Annotated in this window: 28 protein-coding genes and 1 pseudogene; 14 read left to right on the top strand and 15 right to left on the bottom strand. The window is 56.5% G+C overall.

What is annotated here, in order from left to right:
• Positions 1–10: 10 nt before the first annotated feature.
• The 13 genes from EMQ_RS16670 to EMQ_RS16610 all read right to left on the bottom strand — a co-directional run bounded on the left by EMQ_RS16670 (position 11) and on the right by EMQ_RS16610 (position 12,349).
• Positions 11–697, bottom strand: coding sequence for a type IV secretion system protein (locus EMQ_RS16670; RefSeq protein WP_007284446.1), 687 nt, complete (start codon positions 695–697; stop codon positions 11–13).
• A 16-nt stretch (positions 698–713) separates the two neighbouring features.
• Positions 714–3,086 carry a VirB4 family type IV secretion/conjugal transfer ATPase gene (locus EMQ_RS16665; RefSeq protein WP_007284447.1) on the bottom strand — a complete coding sequence of 791 codons (2,373 nt, stop codon included), beginning with the start codon at positions 3,084–3,086 and terminating at the stop codon, positions 714–716.
• The gene (locus EMQ_RS16660) at positions 3,086–3,409 is read right to left on the bottom strand and encodes a type IV secretion system protein VirB3 (protein WP_010665815.1); all 324 of its coding nucleotides are present in this window, start codon (positions 3,407–3,409) and stop codon (positions 3,086–3,088) included. The genes EMQ_RS16665 and EMQ_RS16660 overlap by 1 nt, the downstream gene beginning before the upstream one ends.
• A 3-nt stretch (positions 3,410–3,412) precedes the next feature.
• Positions 3,413–3,736, bottom strand: a complete 324-nt coding sequence (locus EMQ_RS16655; RefSeq protein ID WP_007284448.1) for a TrbC/VirB2 family protein — start codon at positions 3,734–3,736, stop codon at positions 3,413–3,415.
• Between the two features lie 3 nt (positions 3,737–3,739).
• Positions 3,740–4,435, bottom strand: coding sequence for a lytic transglycosylase domain-containing protein (locus EMQ_RS16650; protein WP_010665814.1), 696 nt, complete (start codon positions 4,433–4,435; stop codon positions 3,740–3,742).
• A gap of 73 nt (positions 4,436–4,508) precedes the next feature.
• Positions 4,509–4,871: a hypothetical protein gene (locus EMQ_RS16645; protein WP_010665813.1), complete on the bottom strand. Its 363-nt coding sequence runs from the start codon at positions 4,869–4,871 to the stop codon at positions 4,509–4,511.
• 498 nt (positions 4,872–5,369) lie between these two features.
• Positions 5,370–5,939, bottom strand: coding sequence for a recombinase family protein (locus EMQ_RS16640; protein ID WP_007284612.1), 570 nt, complete (start codon positions 5,937–5,939; stop codon positions 5,370–5,372).
• A 1,357-nt stretch (positions 5,940–7,296) separates the two neighbouring features.
• Positions 7,297–8,202 (bottom strand): replication protein RepA, encoded by a 906-nt coding sequence (locus EMQ_RS16635; protein WP_007284615.1) that lies wholly within the window; start codon positions 8,200–8,202, stop codon positions 7,297–7,299.
• Positions 8,203–8,446: 244 nt separating this feature from the next.
• Positions 8,447–9,433 carry a FitA-like ribbon-helix-helix domain-containing protein gene (locus tag EMQ_RS16630; RefSeq protein WP_018307576.1) on the bottom strand — a complete coding sequence of 329 codons (987 nt, stop codon included), beginning with the start codon at positions 9,431–9,433 and terminating at the stop codon, positions 8,447–8,449.
• 317 nt (positions 9,434–9,750) lie between these two features.
• The gene (locus tag EMQ_RS16625; RefSeq protein WP_010666723.1) at positions 9,751–10,056 is read right to left on the bottom strand and encodes a WGR domain-containing protein; all 306 of its coding nucleotides are present in this window, start codon (positions 10,054–10,056) and stop codon (positions 9,751–9,753) included.
• A gap of 65 nt (positions 10,057–10,121) precedes the next feature.
• Positions 10,122–11,006, bottom strand: coding sequence for an Abi family protein (locus EMQ_RS16620; RefSeq protein ID WP_007284619.1), 885 nt, complete (start codon positions 11,004–11,006; stop codon positions 10,122–10,124).
• A gap of 339 nt (positions 11,007–11,345) precedes the next feature.
• Positions 11,346–11,996, bottom strand: a complete 651-nt coding sequence (locus EMQ_RS16615) for a hypothetical protein (RefSeq protein WP_010666725.1) — start codon at positions 11,994–11,996, stop codon at positions 11,346–11,348.
• 83 nt (positions 11,997–12,079) lie between these two features.
• Complete coding sequence (locus tag EMQ_RS16610) at positions 12,080–12,349, bottom strand: hypothetical protein (protein WP_018307575.1); 270 nt, start codon at positions 12,347–12,349, stop codon at positions 12,080–12,082.
• A 107-nt stretch (positions 12,350–12,456) separates the two neighbouring features.
• Here EMQ_RS16610 and EMQ_RS16605 point away from each other — a divergent pair.
• The 6 genes and pseudogenes from EMQ_RS16605 to EMQ_RS16580 all read left to right on the top strand — a co-directional run.
• Positions 12,457–13,650: pseudogene (locus EMQ_RS16605) on the top strand (IS701 family transposase); the annotation flags it as partial.
• Positions 13,651–14,100: 450 nt separating this feature from the next.
• Positions 14,101–15,987 (top strand): ParB/RepB/Spo0J family partition protein, encoded by a 1,887-nt coding sequence (locus tag EMQ_RS16600; RefSeq protein ID WP_010667334.1) that lies wholly within the window; start codon positions 14,101–14,103, stop codon positions 15,985–15,987.
• A complete protein-coding gene (locus EMQ_RS16595; protein ID WP_231367883.1) occupies positions 15,984–16,307 on the top strand; it encodes a NepR family anti-sigma factor in 324 nt (107 codons plus the stop codon). The genes EMQ_RS16600 and EMQ_RS16595 overlap by 4 nt, the downstream gene beginning before the upstream one ends.
• A gap of 101 nt (positions 16,308–16,408) precedes the next feature.
• Positions 16,409–16,873, top strand: coding sequence for a hypothetical protein (locus EMQ_RS16590; RefSeq protein ID WP_010667336.1), 465 nt, complete (start codon positions 16,409–16,411; stop codon positions 16,871–16,873).
• Positions 16,874–17,083: 210 nt separating this feature from the next.
• Positions 17,084–17,326 carry a type II toxin-antitoxin system Phd/YefM family antitoxin gene (locus EMQ_RS16585; protein WP_007284652.1) on the top strand — a complete coding sequence of 81 codons (243 nt, stop codon included), beginning with the start codon at positions 17,084–17,086 and terminating at the stop codon, positions 17,324–17,326.
• Positions 17,319–17,738: a hypothetical protein gene (locus EMQ_RS16580; RefSeq protein WP_007284653.1), complete on the top strand. Its 420-nt coding sequence runs from the start codon at positions 17,319–17,321 to the stop codon at positions 17,736–17,738. Before EMQ_RS16585 ends, EMQ_RS16580 begins: the two co-directional genes overlap by 8 nt.
• 311 nt (positions 17,739–18,049) lie before the next feature.
• Here EMQ_RS16580 and EMQ_RS16575 read toward each other — a convergent pair whose 3' ends face one another.
• Positions 18,050–18,310, bottom strand: coding sequence for a helix-turn-helix domain-containing transcriptional regulator (locus EMQ_RS16575; protein WP_007284654.1), 261 nt, complete (start codon positions 18,308–18,310; stop codon positions 18,050–18,052).
• 48 nt (positions 18,311–18,358) lie between these two features.
• Complete coding sequence (locus EMQ_RS16570) at positions 18,359–19,027, bottom strand: hypothetical protein (protein ID WP_010667337.1); 669 nt, start codon at positions 19,025–19,027, stop codon at positions 18,359–18,361.
• A 631-nt stretch (positions 19,028–19,658) separates the two neighbouring features.
• Here EMQ_RS16570 and EMQ_RS16565 point away from each other — a divergent pair.
• From EMQ_RS16565 to EMQ_RS16530, 8 genes are all read left to right on the top strand, one after another.
• Entirely contained in the window at positions 19,659–20,534 is an 876-nt protein-coding gene (locus EMQ_RS16565) for a DUF932 domain-containing protein (protein WP_007284719.1), read from the top strand.
• Positions 20,535–20,597: 63 nt separating this feature from the next.
• The gene (locus EMQ_RS16560; RefSeq protein ID WP_010667381.1) at positions 20,598–20,918 is read left to right on the top strand and encodes a hypothetical protein; all 321 of its coding nucleotides are present in this window, start codon (positions 20,598–20,600) and stop codon (positions 20,916–20,918) included.
• A 771-nt stretch (positions 20,919–21,689) separates the two neighbouring features.
• Entirely contained in the window at positions 21,690–22,232 is a 543-nt protein-coding gene (locus EMQ_RS16555; protein WP_007284688.1) for a hypothetical protein, read from the top strand.
• A 151-nt stretch (positions 22,233–22,383) separates the two neighbouring features.
• Positions 22,384–22,779: a hypothetical protein gene (locus tag EMQ_RS16550; RefSeq protein ID WP_007284689.1), complete on the top strand. Its 396-nt coding sequence runs from the start codon at positions 22,384–22,386 to the stop codon at positions 22,777–22,779.
• Positions 22,780–22,876: 97 nt separating this feature from the next.
• Positions 22,877–23,362, top strand: a complete 486-nt coding sequence (locus EMQ_RS16545) for a hypothetical protein (protein WP_010665807.1) — start codon at positions 22,877–22,879, stop codon at positions 23,360–23,362.
• A gap of 83 nt (positions 23,363–23,445) precedes the next feature.
• The gene (locus EMQ_RS16540) at positions 23,446–23,622 is read left to right on the top strand and encodes a hypothetical protein (RefSeq protein WP_231367884.1); all 177 of its coding nucleotides are present in this window, start codon (positions 23,446–23,448) and stop codon (positions 23,620–23,622) included.
• Between the two features lie 71 nt (positions 23,623–23,693).
• Positions 23,694–23,927, top strand: a complete 234-nt coding sequence (locus tag EMQ_RS16535; RefSeq protein ID WP_010665809.1) for a hypothetical protein — start codon at positions 23,694–23,696, stop codon at positions 23,925–23,927.
• A gap of 88 nt (positions 23,928–24,015) precedes the next feature.
• Entirely contained in the window at positions 24,016–24,432 is a 417-nt protein-coding gene (locus EMQ_RS16530) for a hypothetical protein (protein WP_007284693.1), read from the top strand.
• Positions 24,433–24,473: the final 41 nt, after the last annotated feature.

Here is a 24,473-nt window from a genome sequence, read left to right as displayed (position 1 = left end):
GCATATCCCTTCACTGGATGGCCGCAGGGAAATAAGCAGCGGTCGCTTCGTCGTCCTTCCGCGCCGCCTCTTGCTCCTGCAATTCCTGATTTCGGATCTGCGCCATAGAGAGAGTCTGAAGATTTTGGGCCGCAGCCGCCTGTGCCTGGATGGCCTGATTCTCGACGGCTATCCGACCGTTAATCGTGCTGACCTGCGTAATATCCTTTGCGTTCGACAGTTCCTGCTTCATTTCATCAAGCGAAGCGAGGCGCTGGTTAATAGAATCAAGGTTCTGCGCTGCTATACCTTGAATGTTTGCTAAAGAAGTTTCTCTCTGCTGATATGACTGCGCAACTGGATCTGTTCCCGTAGCTGAATACCTGTTCAGGCTCATAAATGACTGACCATAGCTATTCAGTGTATTGGTTGCTCCCGTGATCTGACCGGTTGCTTGTGTAACTGTCGGCAGAGGATTTTGCAGATTGGCGCTGTTGAAAGTCGTCAGCATCCCCGTTGCAACATTCGGAATGTTCTGAAGGAGCTGATATTGCGCTTGTAGCTGCTTCAGCTCGTCCATCATCTGATTGATTTCATTTGTGGTATTGGTGACGCTTTGCGCAATGCTTGCATTATCAAATACAGCTACCTGCGCATGGGCGGCATCCGCTCCAATGAGAGAAAACCATACCACTGCAACCAGACTATATGCCTTCATCGTGCCCTCCCTCGCCTCAGTCTTTCGCTTCGTGGTAACGGGCCATGAAATGGTCGAGCCACTGGCTCGGATCGGCCCCGTATTCTGCCCTCAACCGTTCGGCAAAATTCGCTCGATTGGCGCGGCCGGACAGTACCGCGATGTATTCCGGCATGGAGGACAGATCGAATTCACAAATGACGCTGCCGTTTTCCCGCTTCATGAGAAACCGTTTGGGATCACCCACCATCCCTTCCCGTACAGCACGATACTCGCCCTCGGTGCAGCTTAGTCCCGTGATGTAGGCGTGCCGGTCAGCCGTGGGAGACGGGTAGAGAATCTTTGTCATGCACTGCGCAACGAGCGACGAACCCAGCTTTGATTCCAGAACGTGCTCCGGCTGTTGTGTCGCCAAAATCAGCATCCCGTTGTTTTTACGAACGGTCAGCAGGAACTTGTCGATTACAGCGGCAAATTTCGGGTCCAAAAGATAGGCCCTAAATTCATCGCAGCTCATAAGAAAACGTCGGCCGTCAACCACCTTCTCGATCCGATAGAGCAGATACGCAGCCGTCGGGGCGCATATTTCGTCATGATCGAGAAAAGCCGTCAGATCGAAGCCTGTTATGGCACTCGACAGATCCACTTCATCGGTTTCGCCGTCGAACAGCCATCCCAATGCGCCGCCTCTGCACCAGCGTTCCAACCTGGCACCAGCTCCCTCTTCTGGCCCGTGCATCAAGAACTGGCGCAATCCAGCAAGTGAGCGCATTTCGACGGGATAGGACATCTGCCGTTCGATCCCCCGTTGCAGTCGCTTTGCATCTTCTGACGAGACCGTGTCCTTGCCGTCACTCTCAATCAGCCCGGTGAGCCACTGCCGCAGAAACTCCCGATCCTCGGGCGTGTTCGTCAGGCCACGCAACGGCGCAAGGCCGCAGGAAACACCACGCTTGAGAACAAGATACGTGCCACCAGTAGCAAGGACCAGAAGCTGCCCTCCCCGATCCTTGTCGAAGAATACGACGGCACCGTTCACCTCAGAGAGCGCCTGTTCCATCATCGCCATAATGAATGTCAGCAGGGTCGTCTTGCCCGAGCCGATCGGGCCAAAGATCGCCGTCATGCCCACATCCTTGACGTGAGGCACATAATCGTAAGACGTCGCACCATCCGTCCGAAAACGGGCGATTGCCGTGCCCCAATGGCCTTCGCGTGCTCCTGCCGGAAAATTGTCAAAGGTCGAAAAGCAGGCAAAATTATTGCTGTTGATAGCGCCGGGACGGGTGCGGTACTCCCAATTTCCGGGCAACTGTGACCAGAATGCGGCCTCTAGGCCGATACCTTCCTGTACGACTACTGCACCGGCATCGGTCAGCCGTGCCCGCGCACGAGCAGCATTATCGCCTAGCTGCGCAAGGGTATCAGCATAAACTGCCAATGAAAGATGATGCGATCCGAAGACAAATTCATTCGATATGAGCTTATCTACGGCATCCGTGAGCTGGTCGATCTGGCTGGTCGCCTTGTCACCTGCGCTTACCATCTGATTACCCTTCAGCGTCAGCTTTTCATCAGCCTGTGAGCGTGTCAGAAAGCCAAAGGACTGACTTACCACGAGGGGAAAACCCACACTGAGCAGGGCATTCAACATTCCGGGCCTGGTCTTGGCCGGATATTCACGGAACGAAAAAATGCCACCGACATAGCTCCGATCCAGAGAACGAACTTCGAAGCCACGTTTGCCGCAGATTACCCGATCCGTGTAAATGGACGCTCCAAGATGTCCCGATACAACCGGGACAGGCATCCAGCGTGCAGAGATGATGAGACGCAACGCCTCGCCGATTTCAGTGAAGACGACATCATCATGCTCACGCAGCCCCAGGCGCCGCACGCTATAATTGTCGAGAGCAGACGAAACGATCTGCCAGACATCTTCAAGCTGCCTGACTGTCGCGTCACTGGCCTCTGTCGCCTCGCCTTTACCCACCCGAAAGAGCTTGCTGCCCATCTTGCCGAGTGCATTCCGGGGAGTCACCACAACAGAGAGAAAATAGTCGTTTCTAAACAAACGATCTTTTAGAACTCTTCTATTGTAATCTTCATGAAGTCTCGACGCAAAATCTGACCTAAAATGCGTCTTTGGCAATCCCGGCACATCCGAATGCCGTACCATGTGAGTCGTAATTGTTACGTTATCATCGGAGATATTCCGAAGGACAGTATTCATATTGCGCTTGCGGCCATTACGGACGACAGTATCTTCCAGCTCGAAGGGAACGCCTTTGACGTAGCCCATTGCCATAACTGATCCATCACGAAGCAGAATGACATTTTCCGTAATGTGCCCAACATACGGAAGATAAATCTCACCTGAGCGTTCGCCATAACCGGGATTGCCAAACATCACACGATGCCCCTCCCCCGTTTATGAACCTTCAGCGGATTTGGGCTGACAGATGCCCCGCCCCACAAGGAACTATCCAAAGAACGTCCGGCCGTCTTCAAAAACAAAACTACCACGCCAACCGCATTATAGTCTCTCGCGACAAGTATTCGCGATCCGAACCAAAGCGGAACCATTACTGCTTCATATAGTGGGTTTTGAAGAAGGACCATTATGAGCCCAATCATCGTCAGCAATAGTGCAGCTACCGGCAGAGGGACCCCTGCCAATAGCGCCGGACGGGTTGCTGCAAGAAAGAGGGTGTCTTCTTCCAATTTTTCCATGAGTCACCCGGTAACCATGGACCCGAGATAGGCCGCGCCAAACATTAAGAGGATACCGCCAACCATTCCGGCGAATATACCCAACGAAAGACGGCCGAATGCCAGCATCAATCCGGCAGCCGCGAGTACGACGACAGCAATGCTCTTGCCGAAATCACCCAAGATGAATGTGCAGATATTGTTAATCATCTGTGTGGGCGTTGAACCACCAGAAACAGTCTGTGCATGGGCCACTGCCGGAAGAACAGATAGAAAAACCACCCATGCAACCAGACCCGCCTTCAAGCGTGGACTACGAACTGCAACGTAATGACTGGACGACAGCATATCTTATTCCTTGCTCAGTTGAGGAAAAACGGCCGAACCATCCCTAGCCTGGACAAACAACACCGCATCTGAAGCCCGAGGATCATTTCCTTTTTTCTTGGTGTCAGACGCTGTGCTGTATTCGAAGCTGCCCCACACGTCCCACACCGGGGGGGCGTTTGGATCAGTAGGAACAGCAACCTGTTGCGGCTGGGGAGCGGCCGGCACGCCGCTCTGACCCATGCCTACATCGAGCGCAGGAACAACCTTGCGGGCAGATGCTTCCACCTTGCCCACATAGCCATTCGTAAAGCCGCGCTGTGCATCTCCGGTATTGTATCGGGAGATTGTTACCCGAAGCGCCTTCTGCTGCGCCTCGTGGCTCTCACCGCCAACATAGGTATCGGATAGGATAATCGACGCCGCACCTATCGAAACACAGGGGTCAAACGCATCCTGAACCCGTAATCCAAGAGCGGGCAGGTTATGCGAATTGATCTGCATAAGCCCAAGATCGACCGAATGGCCGATCGAGATCAGTCGGCTTGCCAGCTCCGCAGCTTCGGCATCTGTTTCCAGATTGAACGCTTTTTTCGTGTTGTTGTCGTGAACCAGAAATGGATCAAACCCTGATTCAGTCTGCGCGATCGAGGCCAAAGTAATAGGCGCGACATTCGGACCGCATTTCAGCGCGAGCTGCCCGAAATCCTTTATTGCCAAAGGCTGCGCGCACACTTCGCCCGCTGCGAGCGGTAATAATAACGCGGCAGCAGCAAAGTGTGCGGTTTTTAGATTACTCTTTGTCGCCTTCCGACGTGACCATATCTGCGGGATGGTCGCCGAGATCTTCAGGAAGGACGCCCACGAACGTATGAAGCGCGTTGTCGCCAGACGGATAAATCGTGATCCGTCCGTCGTAGCCGATGCTGCGGATGGTCTTATAGAGACTGCCGAGATTCTTGTACGTTCGTACGCCTTCGGTTCGGAACCTGGAAAGAATCCTGAACGTGCGGCTTTGTGTCCAGTCCGTTCGGAAATAGACCACGAAGACCGGTCCTTCATCGCTGTCCGGTCGTGCGACGATGAAAACGCCCAAAATTTTCCCGCCGTCCCGAAGTCCGGCCTTGATGTCTGCCAGCTCGAACGGTTCCAGCAAGTGACAATCCCCCTTCCTACAATAGCCTTCTCCTGAACGCGGAGAGGCCCAGCAGGAAAACAAACCGGGGCGTTAAGTTTTGGCAAGGCCGAAGAATTTCGCATGGCAAGGACGAAACCTCTCGTTTGAGACACCCGATCGTCAGCGATCTGACCGCATCGAAATATCTTGCCTTGTAGAAATATCGAATTTTTCTCACGAGCCGCAACAAAAAAAGCCTTGGTCCGAGAAGTCGTTCAGGCTGATGAAATGATCTCGAACAGCGGTAATCCGTGGGAATTCAGAACAAATTACGTTCGACTTCTGTCGAACATCACGGAATTGTGACAAATGTAAAGAAAACGATCAGGCGTGAACGACGATATTTGTTATGTGGGATTTTCACTTTTTTTTCGTGGCAAAAATGGTGCTGAAATGCCGTTCATACTCAAAATAAATTTGTATCACTTTGTATATTCGTACGGTTATTATAAATACGGAAAAAGTCGTTATAAACGATTATTCCACGTTTCGTTTGATGGTTCTGTATACTGTTGGGCGAGAAATAGAGAATACATCAGCTAAATCACTGATAGAATACTCACCAGTTTCGTGCATTCTGCGTAATTCTTGCTGTTGCCTTACGCTAAGTTTTGGCTTTTTGCCTTTTAGTTTACCTTTTTGTTTGGCAATTAACATGCCTTCGCGTGTTCGCTGTCGCACCAAATCGACTTCAAACTCGGCAAATGTTGCCAAGACGTTAAAGAACATCTTGCCCATTGGGTCAGTCGGATCATAGACGTTCGAGCCGATTGCCAGCTTCGCCCCTTTGGAGGTCAGCATTTCGGCAATGCTTCGCGCATCGGGAACAGATCGGGCGAGGCGATCAAGCTTCGGCACGACAAGCGTGTCACCCCGCCTTACCGCAGCCAGTGCCTGGTCAAGACCCGGCCGCTCCCGCTTCGTGCCAGAATATCCAAAATCGACATAGATGCGATCTTCATCCACCCCGAGAGTAGCGAGGGCAGCGCGTTGCGCGGCCAGATCCTGTGTGTCCCGTGAGCAACGGGCGTAACCGATCAGCATCATGTAACGTAAAGCCCCCCTCTATTGAGATTATTACCGTACCACCCTTATGAGACGAACTTTGTGTAGGGTTTTCGTTCCGCTGTCACGTCTTTTGAAAGTGTCCGTTTAACGATCGTCTTATGAGACACTATTTTTAGGAGGAGAACGGCATTGTCGTACCGGCCCGCCCTCACCGCTGCTGTTTCCCAACCGGTTTCACGTTTGAATGTCTGCCTGGTGTCAACAGTCCGAACGGTATTGCCAGCGAGTTCGTCCAAAAATGCCGCGTGGCCTCACCCAGATTATTTCACCAGCCCATGCCGGCGCGGTCATAGTCCGTCGGTTCGCGGCTAATATCCTCGGGTGTCATGTCGATAACCCTCTAGACGGAGACGATCGTCTTGGTGGCCTCACTGTCCAGACGATGACCCTGCCTAGGGGGAGAGTATCCCGCGAAAAAACAGACTCGCATCAGAACGGCTTATAGGCCGGATATGACCATGTGCTGCTTCCTGGGCACTATCTGAGTAAGAAGATCATGAGGGCTCGTTTCCACCGCGGAACCCCGTTCGATCGCATACGATCAGCGAGCACCCGATCAGCCGCGAATGTGTTCTTGAACATCGGGGAGACAGCTAATCGCTTAGCGACAGCGGCTTTCTCGCGTCGCAGTCGTTTTCGCTCCCTGATAATCAGGATGTCTCTCAGAAAACCCATTCTTCGTTTCCTCCCAGGTCTGCGCATAGCGCCGCGCCGAAGGCGAGCGGCGCCCTCCCCTTAAATCTATCAAAAAAAATCTTATTGAAGTTGTCCGGTGGACTTGTGGTCAGAGCCGGAGCGTGTGGGCAGGTCGAAGAGCTGTCCACACGCTTCGAGCGTTCGCCCTTGGGCGACTGTCCACAAATCCACCGGAAAACCGCAGGCAACTACCGGAAAAACCTATCGGTTTATTTATCGGGAATCATACCGGTTTTAGGGGGGTGGTGATTGCACCGTCCTTACGGGTGGCGATTGCACCGTCTTTTGGGGTGGTGATTGCACCGCATCCGGGTGGCGATTGCACCGGGATAACTTTTTTATCCACAGAGGCGAGCCTTTCTCCAAAAAGGGTGGCGATTGCACCGTGTTTTTGGTGGCTGTGAGGCGGATAAAAGGGGTGGTGATTGCACCGTCTTTCCTGCGGAGATCCGCTTGGAAAAAGGGTGGCGATTGCACCGTCTGTTTCTGAGGGCGAATCGGACGCAAAGGGGTGGCGATTGCACCGCACCGAGGATGTCGGAATCGCTCCCAAAAGGGTGGTGATTGCACCGTGATAAACCGGGAGACACGCTGTCCAAAGGGTGGTGATTGCACCGCCCATTATACCCGAATTTTTGAGTTAAGCCTCTGACCCAATTACTTTTTGAAAAGAGACAACGGTCTGTCGCGGGACAGGGGGCGGCGATGCGATCAGCCTCAGACCCGTTCGAACCTGTTCTAGCTTCGCATCCGGATAAACAGCCGAAACCTGTCGCAAGGCTATCAGGAATGCCTTCTTGAAATTCTTGTCGTCCGTATATTCCTGCCCAAACTGTAGCCGAAGGTTGGACCAGGTGAGCCGTTCGCCAGATCCCCGCACGCGATGAAGCCGATGGGCAAGCCACGTATAGATGTCGAGTGCCAGTGCGGAATGCTGCAAGCCCTCAAGCGCACGAGGATCAAGGGGGACGGCGTTTTCTTTTAACTCGTGCCAGAATTTCTCGGACAGTTCGATTGTGCTGTCTTTAGCGAGGTTTTTGGTCCACGCATCGAATTCGTCTACCGGTCGGGCGTTCAGATTGCGCGACCCGTAACCGAGCTTCATTTCACAGGCGCACAAGGCGTTCATCTGTGCCCTGAATGCCTCACGGGATGGGCCGTTTTGGCTGATGTTCAGCCGTTTCATGAATTCGCTGATGGTCCGGCCGACCGCGACAGTGCGCGATTTGGTCCGGATGGCTTCGGTACTGATATGGAAGAGGGCCAGGCGCGGCTTTGTCCCATAAGGAACGAAGAGCTTTTCCCAATGACCGTCGTTGTACATTTCGCCGGCTGTAATGAGCAGGGACGCCTTGCCATTGTTTCGCTCGAAGCGCGTTTCCTTCGTCCTTTTGCGGGGGAGCCCGACTTGGCAGAGGACCGTGTGCATGAACTCAATGTCGTCAGGCGGTGTTGCCTGGATTTCGGCCGAGAGCTGGATGACGCGCGCGGTTGTCGGAGAAAGCACAAGCTCACTCTGTTCAGGCGGTGATTTGCGTTTGCTCATTCGTCCGATCCCTCTCTTCCCTGCTACGTTGTTCAGCATATTGCGTGTGACGCAAGGCTTGTTTGTCTGCTTGATGATTCTGATCCGACGTTATCGTTTCGGTGCAGGTGATGGAAACAGATTTTATTATTATTCATTTGCGGACAAACGAAAAAAACTTGCCACCATCCAATATGCGCGGGCCTGAGATCATATAGATTTTGCACAACAGATGTATTTGGTCTGAAGTAACAGGCGAACTGTTTCACGTATCGAGCTTCCCTAGAAGGGCTGCGTTCTCGATTTCTTTCAAAAGCGGATGCTCACCGCTTTCGATCGACTCCCGAATGTTCGATGCGCTCTTACTGTCAGAAATTTCTTCGTACAGATCCGTGCAGAGCTTTTTCCATCCCGGCCAGTAATTGCTCCGTGCGAACTCATTGGAATCCCAAATGTCTTCCCACCACGGCTGGGAGGGCAGGTCGTGAAGCAGTGCTGACGGGTTGTGCCAACCGTCCTGAAGCTGGCGGTAGGTGCGCTCGCTTGCGATGTGGCTCGTGATTGCGAGATCCGGGGCCAGATCGCACTCGCTGTAGACCTGATAAAGCAGGTGCCAGACCTGAGTAAGATTACGCAGGGAACTCCGACCGCCCCCGCCCGTGTCCTCGGATACAACGTAAGGCGTGCGGATAACCAGATCCTTGTCGGCCCACTGTTTCACCAGGAGCAATCCACCGCGTTCGCCGGCGCATCGGATGAACCGTAGCCCCTGAAGGTGTGTTTTCAGGGTTTTGGGGTCTGCATCGAGCAGCCACAGGACCCCTTGACCGGCATTCTCTGGAATTCGGTCATACTCGCAAAGATATGGGGTGCCCTCGCCATAAGCCAGCCAGTCTGCCGATACCGAGCAGTAAGCGGCAATGGTCTTGAGTTGGGAAAGGCTGGGCTCAGCTATCCCCTCAATCCATTGTGCAACAGGCGTGACGTGATCTTCTCCGATCGCGTCAGCCAGGCGCGCGGCGCTATATGGTGGACGTGTCGAGAAATCGCTTGCTCGTCCGTTTTCTGCGAGGGCAATCGCCTGCTGCAAGCGTTGTGAAACTGCCTCGACCTGCATCATGGCGGGCTGGTCTGCCCACGCCTTCAGCGCAATTCTCAGTTCGGCTTCGACGGATCGGGCCGACGCCCCGGCCTTGCGCTTCAGAGCATTGATAAGAGTGTCGTCTAAATTCCTGATTGTCAGACTTGGCACAGGATCATCCTCCTTCGATAGAAGAATGATTGCACCGAGATGCTATCACAATGCAATCATTATCTTGATTGCATTATTATCACCGTCCAGTGAATAAGAAAACGAGTAGGAGAATGCCGGGACAGTCGTCGTCCACTTCCCGCGCTTCGGATTTAAGATAGCCCGCTCGCAAGCCTGAGATTTCAACAAACGACTCATGCTGCGTGGAAAGCGGTAACTGATGCTGACACGAGTGAAACCCTCGTGTCAGCATGGTGCAGCTCGCTCAATGAATGGAGTTTGTCGCAGGGCCATGCAGGAACCACACTGCCCCTGAGTTAATCCTGACCAACGGCGAGCGTATAGCCGCGTTTCTGCCGATAACGGACCATTTTCGACAGCGCATTGATGGCCGTACCTTCGTCCGGATAAAGATCGAGACACTGCGATCCCGTCGTGCCGATCCGGCCCCACTGCCGCACGAGCGCCGCGCCGCCGAACAGGTCAGGTTGAACGGACATCGCGTAAAAGCGCCATTCATTCAGCTCCGGTCGAATGCGCCGAAGACGTGCCGTAAGCGGGAACAACGCGAGCTGGGCCACCTTATGCAAGGCGGCGGATTTTTTCGACTGTCTGGATTTCATGACGGTCCTGCCCATAACCAGATTCTAGCACCGGACCAGCCGCGAGTACAGAAGAATGGAAGGGTCTAGGTCCAGATCTCAAGCGTGTCCCACGGCGCGGTAAAGCCGCCCTGGCTGGCCCTTGCAAGAGGCATTGTCGGGAAGTCGATCCAATGCGCTTTCATCCGGCGGCTCCATGATGTGCCGGCGCTGATCTCCTTGACGAGACAGCTTGCCACGGCTGCCGCACCATAAACACGAGTTCGCCGCACGACTTCCGTTCCGATATGAACGACTGTGGGTGCCTCCTGCTCTTTCGGAACATTGGGCTGATTGATGATCGGCGAGTTCCATAAGCGGGAATGATGGGCACAGATGTTGCGGACGAACGCAAGACACCTGATCCAGCTCACCAGCGTATCGGGAAGCAGACCGTATCGTGACGCGATCGCGAAGCGGTCCCGTGGGTGCGCCATGAATAGAAGCCAAGAAAGCGTGCCGAAATCCCAAGTCTCAACGGCCATCCAGATCGGCAGGGGCGAGCTGTAGGTGTCGAAAAACTGCTTTACCCAGCTTTCCTTCGAACGTCGGATCGACTGATTGGCCTTGTCGAGCCAATTCTGGTGGCGTGTGCCGTCGTGGAATGGTGTGTTCGCTCGGCGCGTGTCGAGGAAAGCTGGCGAGAGATGTGCCCACGGATCGCGCTTTCCGAGCGTGTGTGCCAGATCCACGCGCAATGCCACCTCAATCCGCTCGATTGCGTCTAGGAACAGAAGACGGAGCTGCTTGTCGAACAGGTAAAGATCGACTGCGTGGCGAAACTCAGCACCCGGTCGGAACTGGTCGGTGCGAATGATGCGGGACGGATCGCGAGGATCGGGGCCGTTCTGTTCGAAAGGCTCCCAATACGGTGCCAGACGCCCGTAACCAATGCGCTGAAGGTGATGGATCGCCTTGGTCCGGTCTGTCACTCCCAAGCCCCGGTTTATCAGGAGATCAACTTGATCGGCAAAACTGAGGTGGGGCTTGGTATAAGGCGGACGCATGTGCCTAAAAATAAAGAAGGCCGTCCCTTGATGTCCTGAGCTTGCGCGCAGCACAACAGCGGAGACGGCCATATTAAGTGGGCTTTTAAGCTGATACACGGCGGGAGTCAAGCATAAACGGAAACCGCGCTCCGTGCGTATCCTGTGACGTGCCCTTTAGTGTATCCTCTAGCGTGTCCTAAATATCGCGGTTCGCTCCACGGAAGCGCATCGCGGCGTCGGCGCGCGATGCCATTGAGCGACCTCACTGCAACACGCTTGTCTCTAGGATCGTATGATGATCTCGATGGATTCTTCCGGCACCCCGAGAAACATCGACAGACTTTTCTTCGCATCGCTTATGGAAAGTGGCCGCAAATCGGTGCCGGCATGACCGGCCTCCTTCTTTTCCTGTTCGGCAGGAAGACCAGGTTCTGCCAGAGGTATGCGCGCGATCGGCTTATGAGCTATTCCAGCACCAGCTCCCACACGCGAAACGGGGCTGCTGGCTTCTTCATCGTAGAGTGAAATCCAGATCCCTCTCCGCTTTTTCGGTACACTATGTCCGGCCTTGATCCGAGCCTGATATGCCCGGTCGAAGCGCGCGCGCATTTCATCACCTTCAATAAGATGCACCTGCGCAAAGCGCGGATTTTCCTTGTCATCTACAGAAACGGCCACGATCGCATCCACATCGGACAACGTGACCCAGGCATCACCGGCATCATTCCTCGGAAACGCAATCCATTGATCCTGCGTCGTCCTGATTGATACGATTCGTTCCTGGCTGCCTTTTGTAATCTTCCGAACGCTTCCTTTTCCGAAGCCGGGGATTTTCTCGACCTGCCATCCGTCATTCTCTAACGCATGAATGCCAGCTTCAAAGAGTTGTGCCTTTCTGGCTGCCTTTTTGGGGTCTTCAAAGATATTCGCCATATCGGTCTGATTCCTCGCTGATTTCTTTCTGATAAATGGGGTATCATTGATTCGTCAATGAAATTCTTTCGTGACGAATGGATTTATCCCTCAAAGATCAGCGATGCGCGTGCGGGTTTTTTCGGGGGCTTGATCTCCGCTCTAGTTCGTAAGGCCGCGAGCCAGGTGCGCTGCACCTGTCTCCCGGCCAACTCACCGGAGCCAGCCGCCGCCCTGCGCTGCGCTGCGGTCGCCGTCTGTCTCCGCCCATCCGGGTAACGATCGGAAGCCCGGTATGTCCCCCCGGTGCTCGCCCCCCCAAGGGGGGCTGCGCTGGTGCCAGCAGCCTCGCTCCGGTCTAGGGGATCATCCACCCCATCTTCCTGCGCTCCCTTTGGTCGCTCCGTGCAGACGGGTCCCCTGAGATGACCCCTAGCACTACAGTTGTTTTTCGAGATAAAGTATGATTCCATGCATTTCCATGGAATGGAACATGATGACGGGCGGAGCATCTGTTGAAGAGACGCTGTCGCTGCTGGTTACAGGACTGCGAACGGTCAAGGAAAAGATGCGTCCCCTGTTTGGCCAGGCCCGGGTTGCGGTCTCGGCGGAGCATTATCTGGAAACCCTTCTGGGTAATCTGCCACGCAAGACAGGGTGGCAACGTGCTGAAGCGGCTGGCGATGGAGGTCCCTGGCGTCAGCAGGCCTTACTGGGCCGAACGCAGTGGAACGCAGACGGCCTGCGTGACATTGTCCGCGATCATGTTCAGGAAACCCTGGGCGATGAGGATGCTGTCCTTGTGATTGATGAGACCGGCTTCCTCAAGAAGGGCAAGGCTTCCTGCGGCGTGGGACGCCAGTATACAGGTTCGGCAGGCAAGATCACGAACTGTCAAATCGGTGTGTTTGCAGCCTATGTCTCCCCCCGGGGTCATGCTTTTGTGGATCGTGCCCTGTATCTTCCCAAAGCCTGGACCTCGGATCCGGCACGGCTGTCTTCAGCCTCTGTCCCGACAGACGTAGCATTCGCGACCAAACCCTCTCTGGCCCGACAGATGATCGAGCGCAGCCTTCGGGCGGGCCTTTCTTTTGAATGGGTTGCTGCTGACAGTGTTTATGGCGTGGGAGAGATCGAGATGGGGTTGCGGCATGCTGCAAAGGGCTATGTCCTGGGCGTGGCAGGAAACCACTGGTTCAATTCCTGGGGCCTGGGAGAAAGACCCGTTGCAGGAGAAGCCCGTGACATCGCCCGGAATGCTCCGGAACAAGCCTGGGTCTCCCTGTCGGCCGGACACGGAACAAAAGGCGAGCGCCAGTATGACTGGCTATGGTGTCCGCTCGCCGAACTCAACGGAGCAGACTATACGGCAGGCGATGGCAGAGCCTGGATCCGGGGGCTGCTCGTGCGTCGAAATCCGACTGATGGGGATCTCGCATATTTCACTGTCTGGTGCCCTACGGGAACAACGCTTGAAAAACTCGTTCAGGTCGAGGGAACGCGTTGGCGGATCGAAGAAGGTTTCAGAACGGCCAAGAACGAATTCGGCCTCGATCACAATGAAACCCGTTCCTGGCATGGCTGGCATCGTCACGTATCCCTCGTCATGCTGGCCTATGCTCTGATGGCCGGTGTAAGGGCAGAAGCAAATGCCAGACCTCCCAAAAAAAGACTATCGAACGCTTACCAGGCCTGATCCGGTGGTCCATTCAGGAAATCCGGCGTCTTATCGTCAGATTAACGCAGCAGCAGATTTCCCTCGACCATATTCTCCACTGGTCACGCTTTCGAAGAACTCACCAAGCGGTAGCTTATGCCTCTCATCTAAAAAAACAACTGTAGTGCTAGACCTGCGCTGCGTTGCTGGCGGATCTGAAGGTGTCGGGACGAAAGGCGTCGCTGCGCTGCCTTTCGCCCTGCCGCTGGCAGGTCGAACGAAAGGCTGGGGTTTTGAGGGGGCGGATGCAAGGGTAATTTTTGGCGGGAAACCGCCATTATCTGTGTGAAAAACTGCATTTTTCTCTTGCCTCTCCCTTATTATATCGTGTATATAATAAGAACACCGGGCGGGAAAACGTGGGGGGATGGTCCTTCCTCTCCGCCCGGTGCAGGGAGGGTAAACCCTATGTCTGCAACACTCCGCAGTGAGCCCAAGAAAGCCACCACGAAGCCCGCCAGAAAGACTACGAGCAAGACGCCGACGCCAATCACGACGCCCGCCAACGATACAGACGGGACACGCATCCCCTTCAGCAAGCTGTTCCGTTCGCCCCTGAATGTCCGGCGCACGGTGCCCGCCATCGCTATCGAAGAACTGGCCGACAACCTGAAAGCTGTTGGCCTGATCCAGAGCCTTGTCGTCGTGCCGGATGGTGACCGCTTCGGCGTTGTCGCGGGCGGCCGACGCTTTCTCGCCATGTCCCTGCTGGTCGAACGCGGCGACTGGACCGAGGACAAGTCCGTTCTCTGCCGGATCGTGACACCCGAGGAAGCCGAGGAAATCAGCCTTGCCGAGAACGTGCAGCGTCATGCGATGCACCCGGCCGACCAGTTTGAGGCGTTCGCCCGACAGGTCGAATTGGGACGCTCCGTCGAGCAGATCGCGCAGCGTTTTGGCGTCTCCGCTTCAATCGTCGCGAAGCGCCTGAAGCTGGCGTCCGTCTCTCCTGCTGTCATGAGCGCCTTCCGACAGGATCAGCTCACGCTCGAACAGGTTTCGGCCTTCACCGTGGCGGACGATCACGAGGCGCAGGACAGTGTGCTGCAATGGGTGCTGGATACGCACTTTCAGGTTGCCCCGCACTCCATCAAGAACCGGCTCATGCAGGGGGCCGTTCCCGAAAGCAGCCGCATCGTCTCCTTCGTCGGACTGGATACCTACCGCGCTGCGGGCGGGACCGTGGTGCAGGACCTGTTCGGAGAGAACGGTTTCCTGACCGATACCCCGCTTCTGCACGAACTGGCCGAAAAGAAGCTGGGCGAAGTCGAAGCCGGGTTCAGGGCCGAAGGCTGGTCATGGGTTGAACGCATCACGGACCGGCCAAGCTGGTTCTATTCCACCCCTCGTTTGTCGCCAAAACAGGCCGAGCCAACCGCCGAGGATGCCGCACGCATCGAGGCGATTGCCGACCGGCTGACCGAGATCGAGGAAAACGAGCAGTCCCAGGGCCTGACCGACGAGGAAAACGAAGAATACGACGCCCTGACCGCCGAGCTTGAGGCATTGCAGAATGCGGCTCACCTGTGGAGCGCCGAGCAGAAGGAACAGGCCGGGGTCTTCATCATGACCGAGGGGGCGGAGATCGGCACGACCTATGTGGGCGTGGTCAAACCCGGCGCGAAGAAGAAGGACGCCGCCAGCGCCAGCACAGCCGAGAATGACAGTGCCGTGCCCACCATTCCCAACGGTCTGATGGAAACGCTCTATCGCGAGCGGACAGCCGCCCTACAGGCGACGCTTGCGCGGGACAGTGTGATGGTCCTGCGGGTTCTGGTCCATGCGCTTCTGATGCAGCACCACGGCGCGATGTCTCCCCGCTTCGAGACGCCCGAAACGCCGCACGACAAGGCATCCAACCCGGCCATGTGCGCGGTTGCCGAATATCGGCTGGAACGCCTCAACCCTCTGCGCATCCCGCAGGATGATCGGCTGTGGCCGTGGCTTCTGGGCCGTACCGAAAGCGAACTGGTCGAAATTCTTGCCGCCTGCGCCCTGCCCTTCGTGAATGCCGGAAAGGAGGACTGGTCCGTGGACAGGCAGCGCGGCTCGTCGCGTGACATCGCAGCCTCAATCGGCTTCGACATGCGCGAATGGTGGAAGCCCGATGCGGACAACTTCTTCCGTTCGCTGACGAAATCCACCATTGCCGACTACATCACCGAGGCAGGAGCAAACCCCGGCGACTGGCAGAAGGCAAAACGGGATGCCCTCGCCACCGACGCGGCCAAGGCCGCAGCGGAAAGCGGATGGCTTCCGGCCTTTCTCCGCACACCCGGCGCAGCGACCGCATGACAACAACCGGCCGGGGCACTGCGCCCCGGCCACCCGCTCCGGCTGATGATGCCGGGTTCGCAACATTGTGGAGTGCTCTACGACGCCAGAATCTTCCTGTCGTGAGCGATCCGATTAAAATGCAGTGGGAAGGATCGGATATGCACAAGTATTCAGATGAAAATTTTCTGGCGTCGTGGCTGAAGCGCGCGCTGCGCGCCCGGTTCGGTGCTGTGGTGAAGGAACCGGTTCCCGATACTCTTTTGTCTCTTCTTTCCGAGGCACCAGAAAGTGAGAAACCCGAACATCAGGCAGACAGTGCGTTACTTCGGCACGAGTAAGTCAAAATCAATTCCTGCTCCCATAAGCGACCGGCAATTTCTTACGCATAAGACCGGGCTTATGGTAGTAACGGCAAAACAGGTTCTGGTGGAATTAGGACATGACAACAGAGCAGAATACTGCGCCAAATGGCGTTGACCGTCTGGCTGGGCATATTGCTGATGCCATCGACACGCTGAAACTGATCGTGACTTTCGGTTTTCTGACTGGTGTCGTGATTATGTTCTGTCTGATGCGGGACCGTGGGCTGGAACTCTTGCCGCAATGGTTCCTGGCCCTTCATGGGATAGGCATCCTGACGGCCGGTCTCTTTTTTTCTGTCATGATGGCGGGCCTGTCTGTGATGTTCACGCACAGCTTTCGATCTGTGAAAATCATCGCTCTGCCCGTTGTCTTCTTTCAATTCATGTTCGGCGTGCTGGGTCTGCCGATGATGATGGGAGCCGATGCCTCGCCCGAGGCTTTGCCACTCTGGTTCTCGACCGCAATCGCCGTCCTCAGCCTGCTGGGGGCATGGGGCGGACCTGTGGCTGCGCTGCTGGTCGCGAAAAAATCAGCTAGGTGAGCACAGAAGAGCGGATGGTTGCGCCCTCTGTGGCATAGTCTCTTCTCCCCTCGGGATAGCCACGATAAACGGAAGCCCCCTGACGGGGGCTGTGTATCATTTGGCGGCCCTGTAGGCCGCCATGCCTCTGCTATCCTCAGCGATTTAATTTGCGGAATATTCAGAATTTCTGTATATTCTTGATATTGCCCCCGTGGGAGGATAAAGCCAGTGAAGCAGTTTGCAGCGGGCGACCTGACCCGTAATACCGGCGATCTCTTCGAGGCCGCAGCCGTCGCCCCCGTCGCCATCACCAAGCATCGCAAGCCCCGGTTCGTTGTCATGTCGATGGAGCGATACGAGACGCTGACCAGCAGGGATACGGGCAGTCAGAAGGCTTATGCCGTCAACGATATGCCTGAAGACGTTGCCGTCCTGTGCGATCAGGGGATTGAGGACTATCTGAATGGCTGATGACTTCCCGCGTGTCGGCCAGGTCATCGACTATCACTATCTCTGGAAATGGCAGGATTTACGAGGTGAGACGGAAGGCCGAAAAAAGCGGCCGAGCTGCGTGGTGGTCGTTGCCATTGACCGGGACGGCAAGCATCACCTCTTCATCCTGCCGATCACGAGCAAAGAGCCTGCTGCTGATCGTCAGGCCGTGCTGATTCCGGAAACCGAGGCCCGCAGGGCGAAGCTGGATACGGATATGCCCCTGTGGGTGATGGTGGATGAAGTGAATTACGACATCCTCGAAACGTCCTACACGCTGGAAGACCGAACCGCGCGCGGCCAGTTCAGTCCCGCTTTCAGCAAACAGATCGTTCTGGCGTTCCGCTCAATGCGCGATGCACAGGCATTGCGTATCTCGAAACGGACATGAAAAAGGAATACCAAAAATATGTGTAATATTGGTGAAGAATCTTACAAAGAGAAATGTGAAAAATGCGGCACAGTGAATAGAATAACAATTCAAACGGGACCGGAGCATGGGGGGTGGAGTGAAAAGTTTACTGTTCATTGCGCAGAATGCGGCGAGGTTATGGACCGGATTTCCGCTTTCGGCCTGAAGAGCGTCGAAAAAGTCAAAGGCAAGTGAACGTCTAAGCGGACACTTGAAACTGAAGCCCCCTCGCGGGGGCTGACTGCTCTGTGGCGGCCCGACAGGCCGCCATCCCTTCGGCGTGTGCCGCATCAGTCCGCCGCATGAAACGTCACCTTTATGCCGAGCGCCGACATGATGCGGAACAGGCCGGTCAGGTCGAGATCGCCTTTTTCAGACAGGGCTTCCTTCGCAATATCGTCCGCTCCCTGCGCGCGCGCTATGACCGAAAGAGCATGAGCAAACGCCGCTGCGTCGCCATCTGCCCATGCCATGTTCAGAAGTTCCTCCTGTATCCGAGGATCTTGTGCCGCCTTGACGCCATCAAACACATCCAGTCCAGAAGTCTTCATCGGGTATTTCCAAGTCCTTGCTATTGGGGCGCGGCAGTAGCTGGTTTTCTATGGTGCCATGCGAGATTTTCTGATTTCGTTCTGTGCTGTGCGGGCGTATCCAGCAGCCCGCAGCGACCAGCTTTTCTCTTGGCTGGTAACGCCATAAGCCGTCAGAAGGGGCAGGGCGACTTCAGGATAGGGAATGATTCTGGCTGGTTCATCCTGATAAGCCAATCCGTAAGCGCCGAACGGGGAAAACCGCACGATCGTCAGATCCGACGGAGCCGGAAAGGCTACCGGCGTGATAAAGGCCCGCATCGGGCGCTGATGACGCTTGAACAAAGTCACCCGGTTCTTGCCTTCCAGAGCCACGTAAAGCGGCATCGTTCCGATACGGGCATATCTCGGTGCCTCTGAGCAATATTTGTCGTTATCGCTCACAATACCATCAGACCATTCCATGATCTCGTGATCGTAATCTCTCCCCTGATCCGGTCGGTCCCGATACTGCCCCGAGATGACAAGCGTCGGGTCGATAGTCTCTGGAACCATGTCATCATAGCTGTAAAACGCATCGGAAAAGGGAAGCGCGTCGCGTAGAAATTTCTTCGGAAAAATCGCCCTGCGTTCGTAGAAGCGTTCATACGGATCATCGACTTCCGTCAGGCTTTCATCCAGTCGGTCCTTGAACGATACAAAAGCTCGACATGGTGAAATCAGTTGAGTGTCAGACAAGATTTTTCTCTTTTTGTGATTGCCGTGAAATTCTTTCGGTCATCGGAATGTGGGAGAGCTATCTTTCGGGGGCTTGATTTCCGCTCTAGTTCGTAAGGCCGCGAGCCAGGTGCGCGCACCTGTCTCCCGACCAACTCACCGGAGCCAGCCACCACCCTACGCTACGCTACGGTCGCCGTCTGTCTCCGCCCATCCGGGTAACGATCGGAAGCCCGGTATATCCCCCCGATGCTCGCCCCCCAAAGGGGGGCTGCGCTGATGCCAGCAGCCTCGCTCCGGTCTAGGGGATCATCCACCCCATCTTCCTGCGCTCCCTTTGGTCGCTCCGTGCAGACGGGTCCCCTGAGATGACCCCTAGACCTGCGCTGCGTTGCCGGCGGATCTGAAGGTGTCGGGACGAAAGGCGTCGCTGCGCTGCCTTTCGCCCTGCCGCTGGCAGGTCGAACGAAAGGCTGGGGGTTTGATCCGGTTTTTGGCAAGCGTTTTTTTCGTGCTGAACGGGAATTTTTTCGGAGAAATTTTGCATTTTTCTCTTGTCAGACCCTTATTATATCGCGTATATAATAAGGGCACCGGACGAAAAGGAGGGAGACGGTCTCCCCCATCACCGGGGCCACGGGAGGGTAAACCCATGAATCATTTCGTTTCTTCTCGCTTTTCCCGCAATCTCGGCCGCGATCCGCTGTCCGACGAAGCCCTGCGCCATCTGGCGAAGTCCATCTTTGCGGAAGACAAGCACGAGAGCCGCAGCGACCGATATGCCTACATCCCCACTTATGAAGTGCTCGCGGGAATGCGGAAGGAAGGCTTCGAGCCGGTCTATGCCAAGCAGGGCGGTTCGCGCGTGCCGGGCAAGGCGGATTTTACCAAGCACCTGATTCGCTTCCGTCACAAGGGCGAAGCCGGGACCGTCCGCAAGGTCGGCGGCATCTATCCGGAAGTCGTGCTGGTCAACAGCCATGACGGCACGAGCGCCTATAAGGTCATGGCCGGGCTGATGCGTCTGGTCTGCCTTAACGGGCTGATGGTGTCGGATCGGGAGCTTGCTTCCGTGTCCGTCCACCACAAGGGCGACGTGATGGCGCAGGTCATCGAGGGCAGCTTCAAGGTGCTGTCCGAGAGCTGCCGCGCGGTTGAAGCCGCAGACGCTTGGTCCGGTGTCACCCTGAACCATGACGAACAGATGATCCTTGCCGGGGCGGCCCATGAAATCCGCTTCGGGGAGGAAGCCGAAACCCCGATCGAGCCGCGCCAGCTTCTGGCCCCGCGCCGCCGTGATGATCTCGGTTCCGATCTGTGGACCGTCGGAAACGTGGTGCAGGAAAACGTCATCCGGGGCGGTCTCCGGGCATGGGGGCGCGATGCCAACGGCCGCCGCCGTCGCGTGTCCACCCGCGAAGTCAAAGCTATTGATGCGGACGTGAAGATCAACCGCGCCCTGTGGCGTCTCAACGAGGAAATGGCCCGGCTGAAAGGAGGCGGAGCATTCATGCAGGACGCCGCCTGATCCCGTCATCCGGCACGCCTCACCCGAGGCGTGCCCCTTGCCCTTCAGGATGGAACGTCCCCTATGAGCGAAGCATTCGAAATTGCGCAGACCATTCCCACCGAGCGCCCCTTGAGTTTCGACGAAGCCGCCGCCCTTGTCCGCTCACACGTCGGGACACCGCAGGATGTCGGCTATCAGATGTTCGACAATATCGCCTCGGCCGTCAAAGCCCTCTCGCACCAGAGCAGACTTGCCGGGGCCGATTATGATTGCCTGTCATGTGGCAATGGCTGGACTTATGAAGGCATCGACCCCGCACCCGACCCGGCCACCTGCCCCTTTTGCGGAAGGGAGGGCAACTCGCCGTTAAGGGCATGGGAGGGCGAACGCAAAGACATCTGACTCCGGGGGCGATATGCCCCCATTTCCGCGCGCGCCGAACCGGAAGCCCGCTTCGCGGGCTAAGAGTAGCCGGGCGGCCTACCGGCCGCCGTATCCTCTATCGTAGCCTCTAACGTGTCCTGTTCTGTATCCTCTGGTGTATCCTGAATTGGCCAATTTTCGCACTGATGCCGCACAGGCTGGGTGCTTGTGCGATCTGCGTTTGGGGGCTTGATTTCCGCTCTAGTTCGTAAGGCCGCGAGCCAGGTGCGCGCACCTGTCTCCCGACCAACTCACCGGAGCCAGCCACCACCCTACGCTACGCTACGGTCGCCGTCTGTCTCCGCCCATCCGGGTAACGATCGGAAGCCCGGTATATCCCCCGATGCTCGCCCCCCAAAGGGGGGCTGCGCTGATGCCAGCAGCCTCGCTCCGGTCTAGGGGATCATCCACCCCATCTTCCTGCGCTCCCTTTGGTCGCTCCGTGCAGACGGGTCCCCTGAGATGACCCCTAGACCTGCGCTGCGTTGCCGGCGGATCTGAAGGTGTCGGGACGAAAGGCGTCGCTGCGCTGCCTTTCGCCCTGCCGCTGGCAGGTCGAACGAAAGGCTGGGGTTTTGAGGGGGCGGATGCAAGGGTAATTTTTGGCGGGAAACCGCCATTATCTGTGTGAAAAACTGCATTTTTCTCTTGCCTCTCCCTTATTATATCGTGTATATAATAGAGCCACCGGGCGGGAAAACGTGGGGGGATCGTCCCCCCCTCCCCGTCCGAACATGGGAGGGTAAACCTATGTCACTTCTTTCCGGTCTGATGGGCTTTCTGTTCCGCTCCAAAAAGATGCCACCTCGCCCCAATCCGGCAGACGTTCTTGATCGCGCCATCACCGACACGCAGGCATGGTACAGCCGCCTGTCCGACCGGCTGGATGATACCTCGGAAGATTCCTATGCGACCCGAAACGAGCTGCGTGACCGGATGTATTATGTCCACTACTTCGAAGAGGCGATGAAACAGGCCAAGGCCACCAGTTCCATGACCGTCGATCTCAGCATCAGGTATGGCGTGTATGATGACCCCGAGGACGACGCGATCGCCCGTTATGAAGCCGCATCATGCGGCCTGGAATATGTCCCCGACGAGCAGCGCGAAGAGGCCGAGTATGCGAGTGCCCTATGGGGTATCACCGAGGTACAACAGGCGCTGGAAGCGGCGGGCTTTACCGTCCTCACCGGCTTTCATGCCTACCTGATCGACCCTGAAGAAAGCCAGCGCGCGATGGAAGCCTTCCATGCCGAGATACTGGCCGAGCAAGAGCAGGCAGCCTGCGCCTGAATCCGGGAGAGAGGCCGTCTTGCCGGCCTCTCCACCATTCTCGAGAAAAATTCCATTTTTCTCTTGAACTCTCTTTATTATATCTCGTATATATTAGAGGCGGGCCGGGAGGATAAAACCGTTCGATCCGTCGCACAGGGAGGATAGCCCTATGTCCAAGGAAGACCACGCCGAAAAACAGGTATCGCCTCTTCACAATACCTTGCCGCTGATCCGGCTGGATCGCGACGAATACAGCACGATTTCGGCGATGAAGACAAAGCCGGATCTGATGGCCTACTGGACCCGTAAGGGCCGCGTTCGCGCCTGCGAAGCCGCCGTCCTGCCGGATCTGTGGGTCACGACCATCGGCAGCGACGGCACCGAGATCGAGGGGCTGATGCTGTCATGCCTGTGGGAAGGCCCACGGGACCAGCGCACCAGCTACGATCTGGACTCTGTTTATACCGTCCTGGTCCCCTTCATCGGCTTCGGTCGGGTGGCGGGCTGGATGACAACAGATACCGTTCTTTCCCGTATCGACAGCACGGGTCTGCGTATCGACTGAAACGATTCAAAAAACAAACGGGTTTTTCTTGTGATTTCGTCAGGAGGACCGCAGCATGAATGCCATATCGTCAATAAATGCGGGCCGGAAGCACAGCATGACGCAGACAGATGACAGTCCTGCGAATGGCAAGCGAACCGGACCCGTGGCCGACGCGGTTCTTGCCCTGCGCATCATGGTCGATGCACGGACCGAAGCGAAAATGGTCCTGATGGGTCTCACGAGCTATGTCGATGCCGTGGCCCATCTGGAAGCCAAACTAGCAGAGGAAGCAGAACGCCAGAATATTTCGGCAGATTTTGAAAAACTGGCCGAACATAGTCTCGAAGATGCCCTGCGCGTGGTTGAGTTCGAGCTGGACGAGCTGATGGCCCATCTCATGAGCTTGGCCGTGGCGATGAAAGCAGAGAATGCGCCGGTCGAGCGTATCCGCTCATGGGTGCAAAGCGCGGCCGATTCATACGGGATGGCCTTCCGGATCATGGTCCCCGTATGGCGGCTCAGGTCACTGGTCGATGCCGCCTTGCGGGAACCGCCCCCTGATGACGCTGAGCCAGCCGGGGAAGCTCACCTGGGCGACTAGACCAGCAAGCACGGACGATCGTGGTGAACGTCCGTGTCTCTATTATATCGCGGATATAAAAGGATGAAGCGATGACTGATCGCGTGAGATACGAAGCTCTCGTCCGCCGCTATGAGCGGATGTCTGTTGCCCGGCCGGGATACCCGGTCGGCGCCGATGGCCCCTTTCCCGCACATATCTGCGTGGGGTCGGTCCGCTTGCCCGTCCAGATGGAGGGCGGCCGGATCGTGGCGCTTGGCACCCACCCCCTGCCCCGCTAGGTCCTCGCGGATCTTCTGGCCGGGCTAGAGCGTGCGTGCCGGGTGTCATCGCGTATGGGAGGGCTGATGTCATGACCTACCTCGCGCCGCGACGGGTGGCGAAGCATCGCCATGTCTATCTGGCCGGCCCGGACCTGTCGGTCCTGGCCGTCAAGGAAAGCCGGGACACGGCAGCACGGTCGGCCGTGCAGCTCGCGCGCAGGCGCGGCATGTCGGTTTCCCTATGGGCAATGGACCAGAAATTGCGGCCCGGATCGAAGATCCGGCCCCGCTATGGCATCTATCTCGGAGAGGCGCATGTTTGACCCTGCCCACGGCAGCGGGCGGCCGGCTCTCTCGTTATTATATCCGATATATGTTAAAGGAGAGGATCTGTGCCTTGAAAGAGTTTCGATGTCTGAATCCGCGTCTGCTGTCCCTGTCCTTGATCGCACCCCGCGCCTGACGCTGTTCCGCGTCAAGCCCGCCGTGCGCCGGCAGCTCGAAGAGTATGTAAACGATAACGACACCTCCATGCGCTGCGCCATCCTTCAGGCGCTGAAGACGATCGGCGTGCATGTGGAGCCCGAGGATCTGGTACCCGAACGCAAGCGGCGTCTCAAACCGCATACGGGCGACGACACGGGCGAGCTGGTCGGGCTCTCCGTCAGCCTGCCGGTCTATGTCCGCGTAGCGGCAGAACTTTGGATGCGCGAGCATCCGGGAATGCGCCTCGTGAACATGGTCCTGACCGGACTGAAGGAGATGGGCTTCGAGATTGATGATGAAGACCTGACCGCAAAATGGACCTGGAAACCCTTTGTGGGGTGACGCTCACAGCCCGCCAGCTCAAACCAACAAACCCCGGAAAA

This window comes from Acetobacter aceti NBRC 14818, assembly GCF_000193495.2.
Taxonomy (GTDB): domain Bacteria; phylum Pseudomonadota; class Alphaproteobacteria; order Acetobacterales; family Acetobacteraceae; genus Acetobacter; species Acetobacter aceti.
This window is presented reverse-complemented; position numbering and strand designations above follow the sequence as displayed.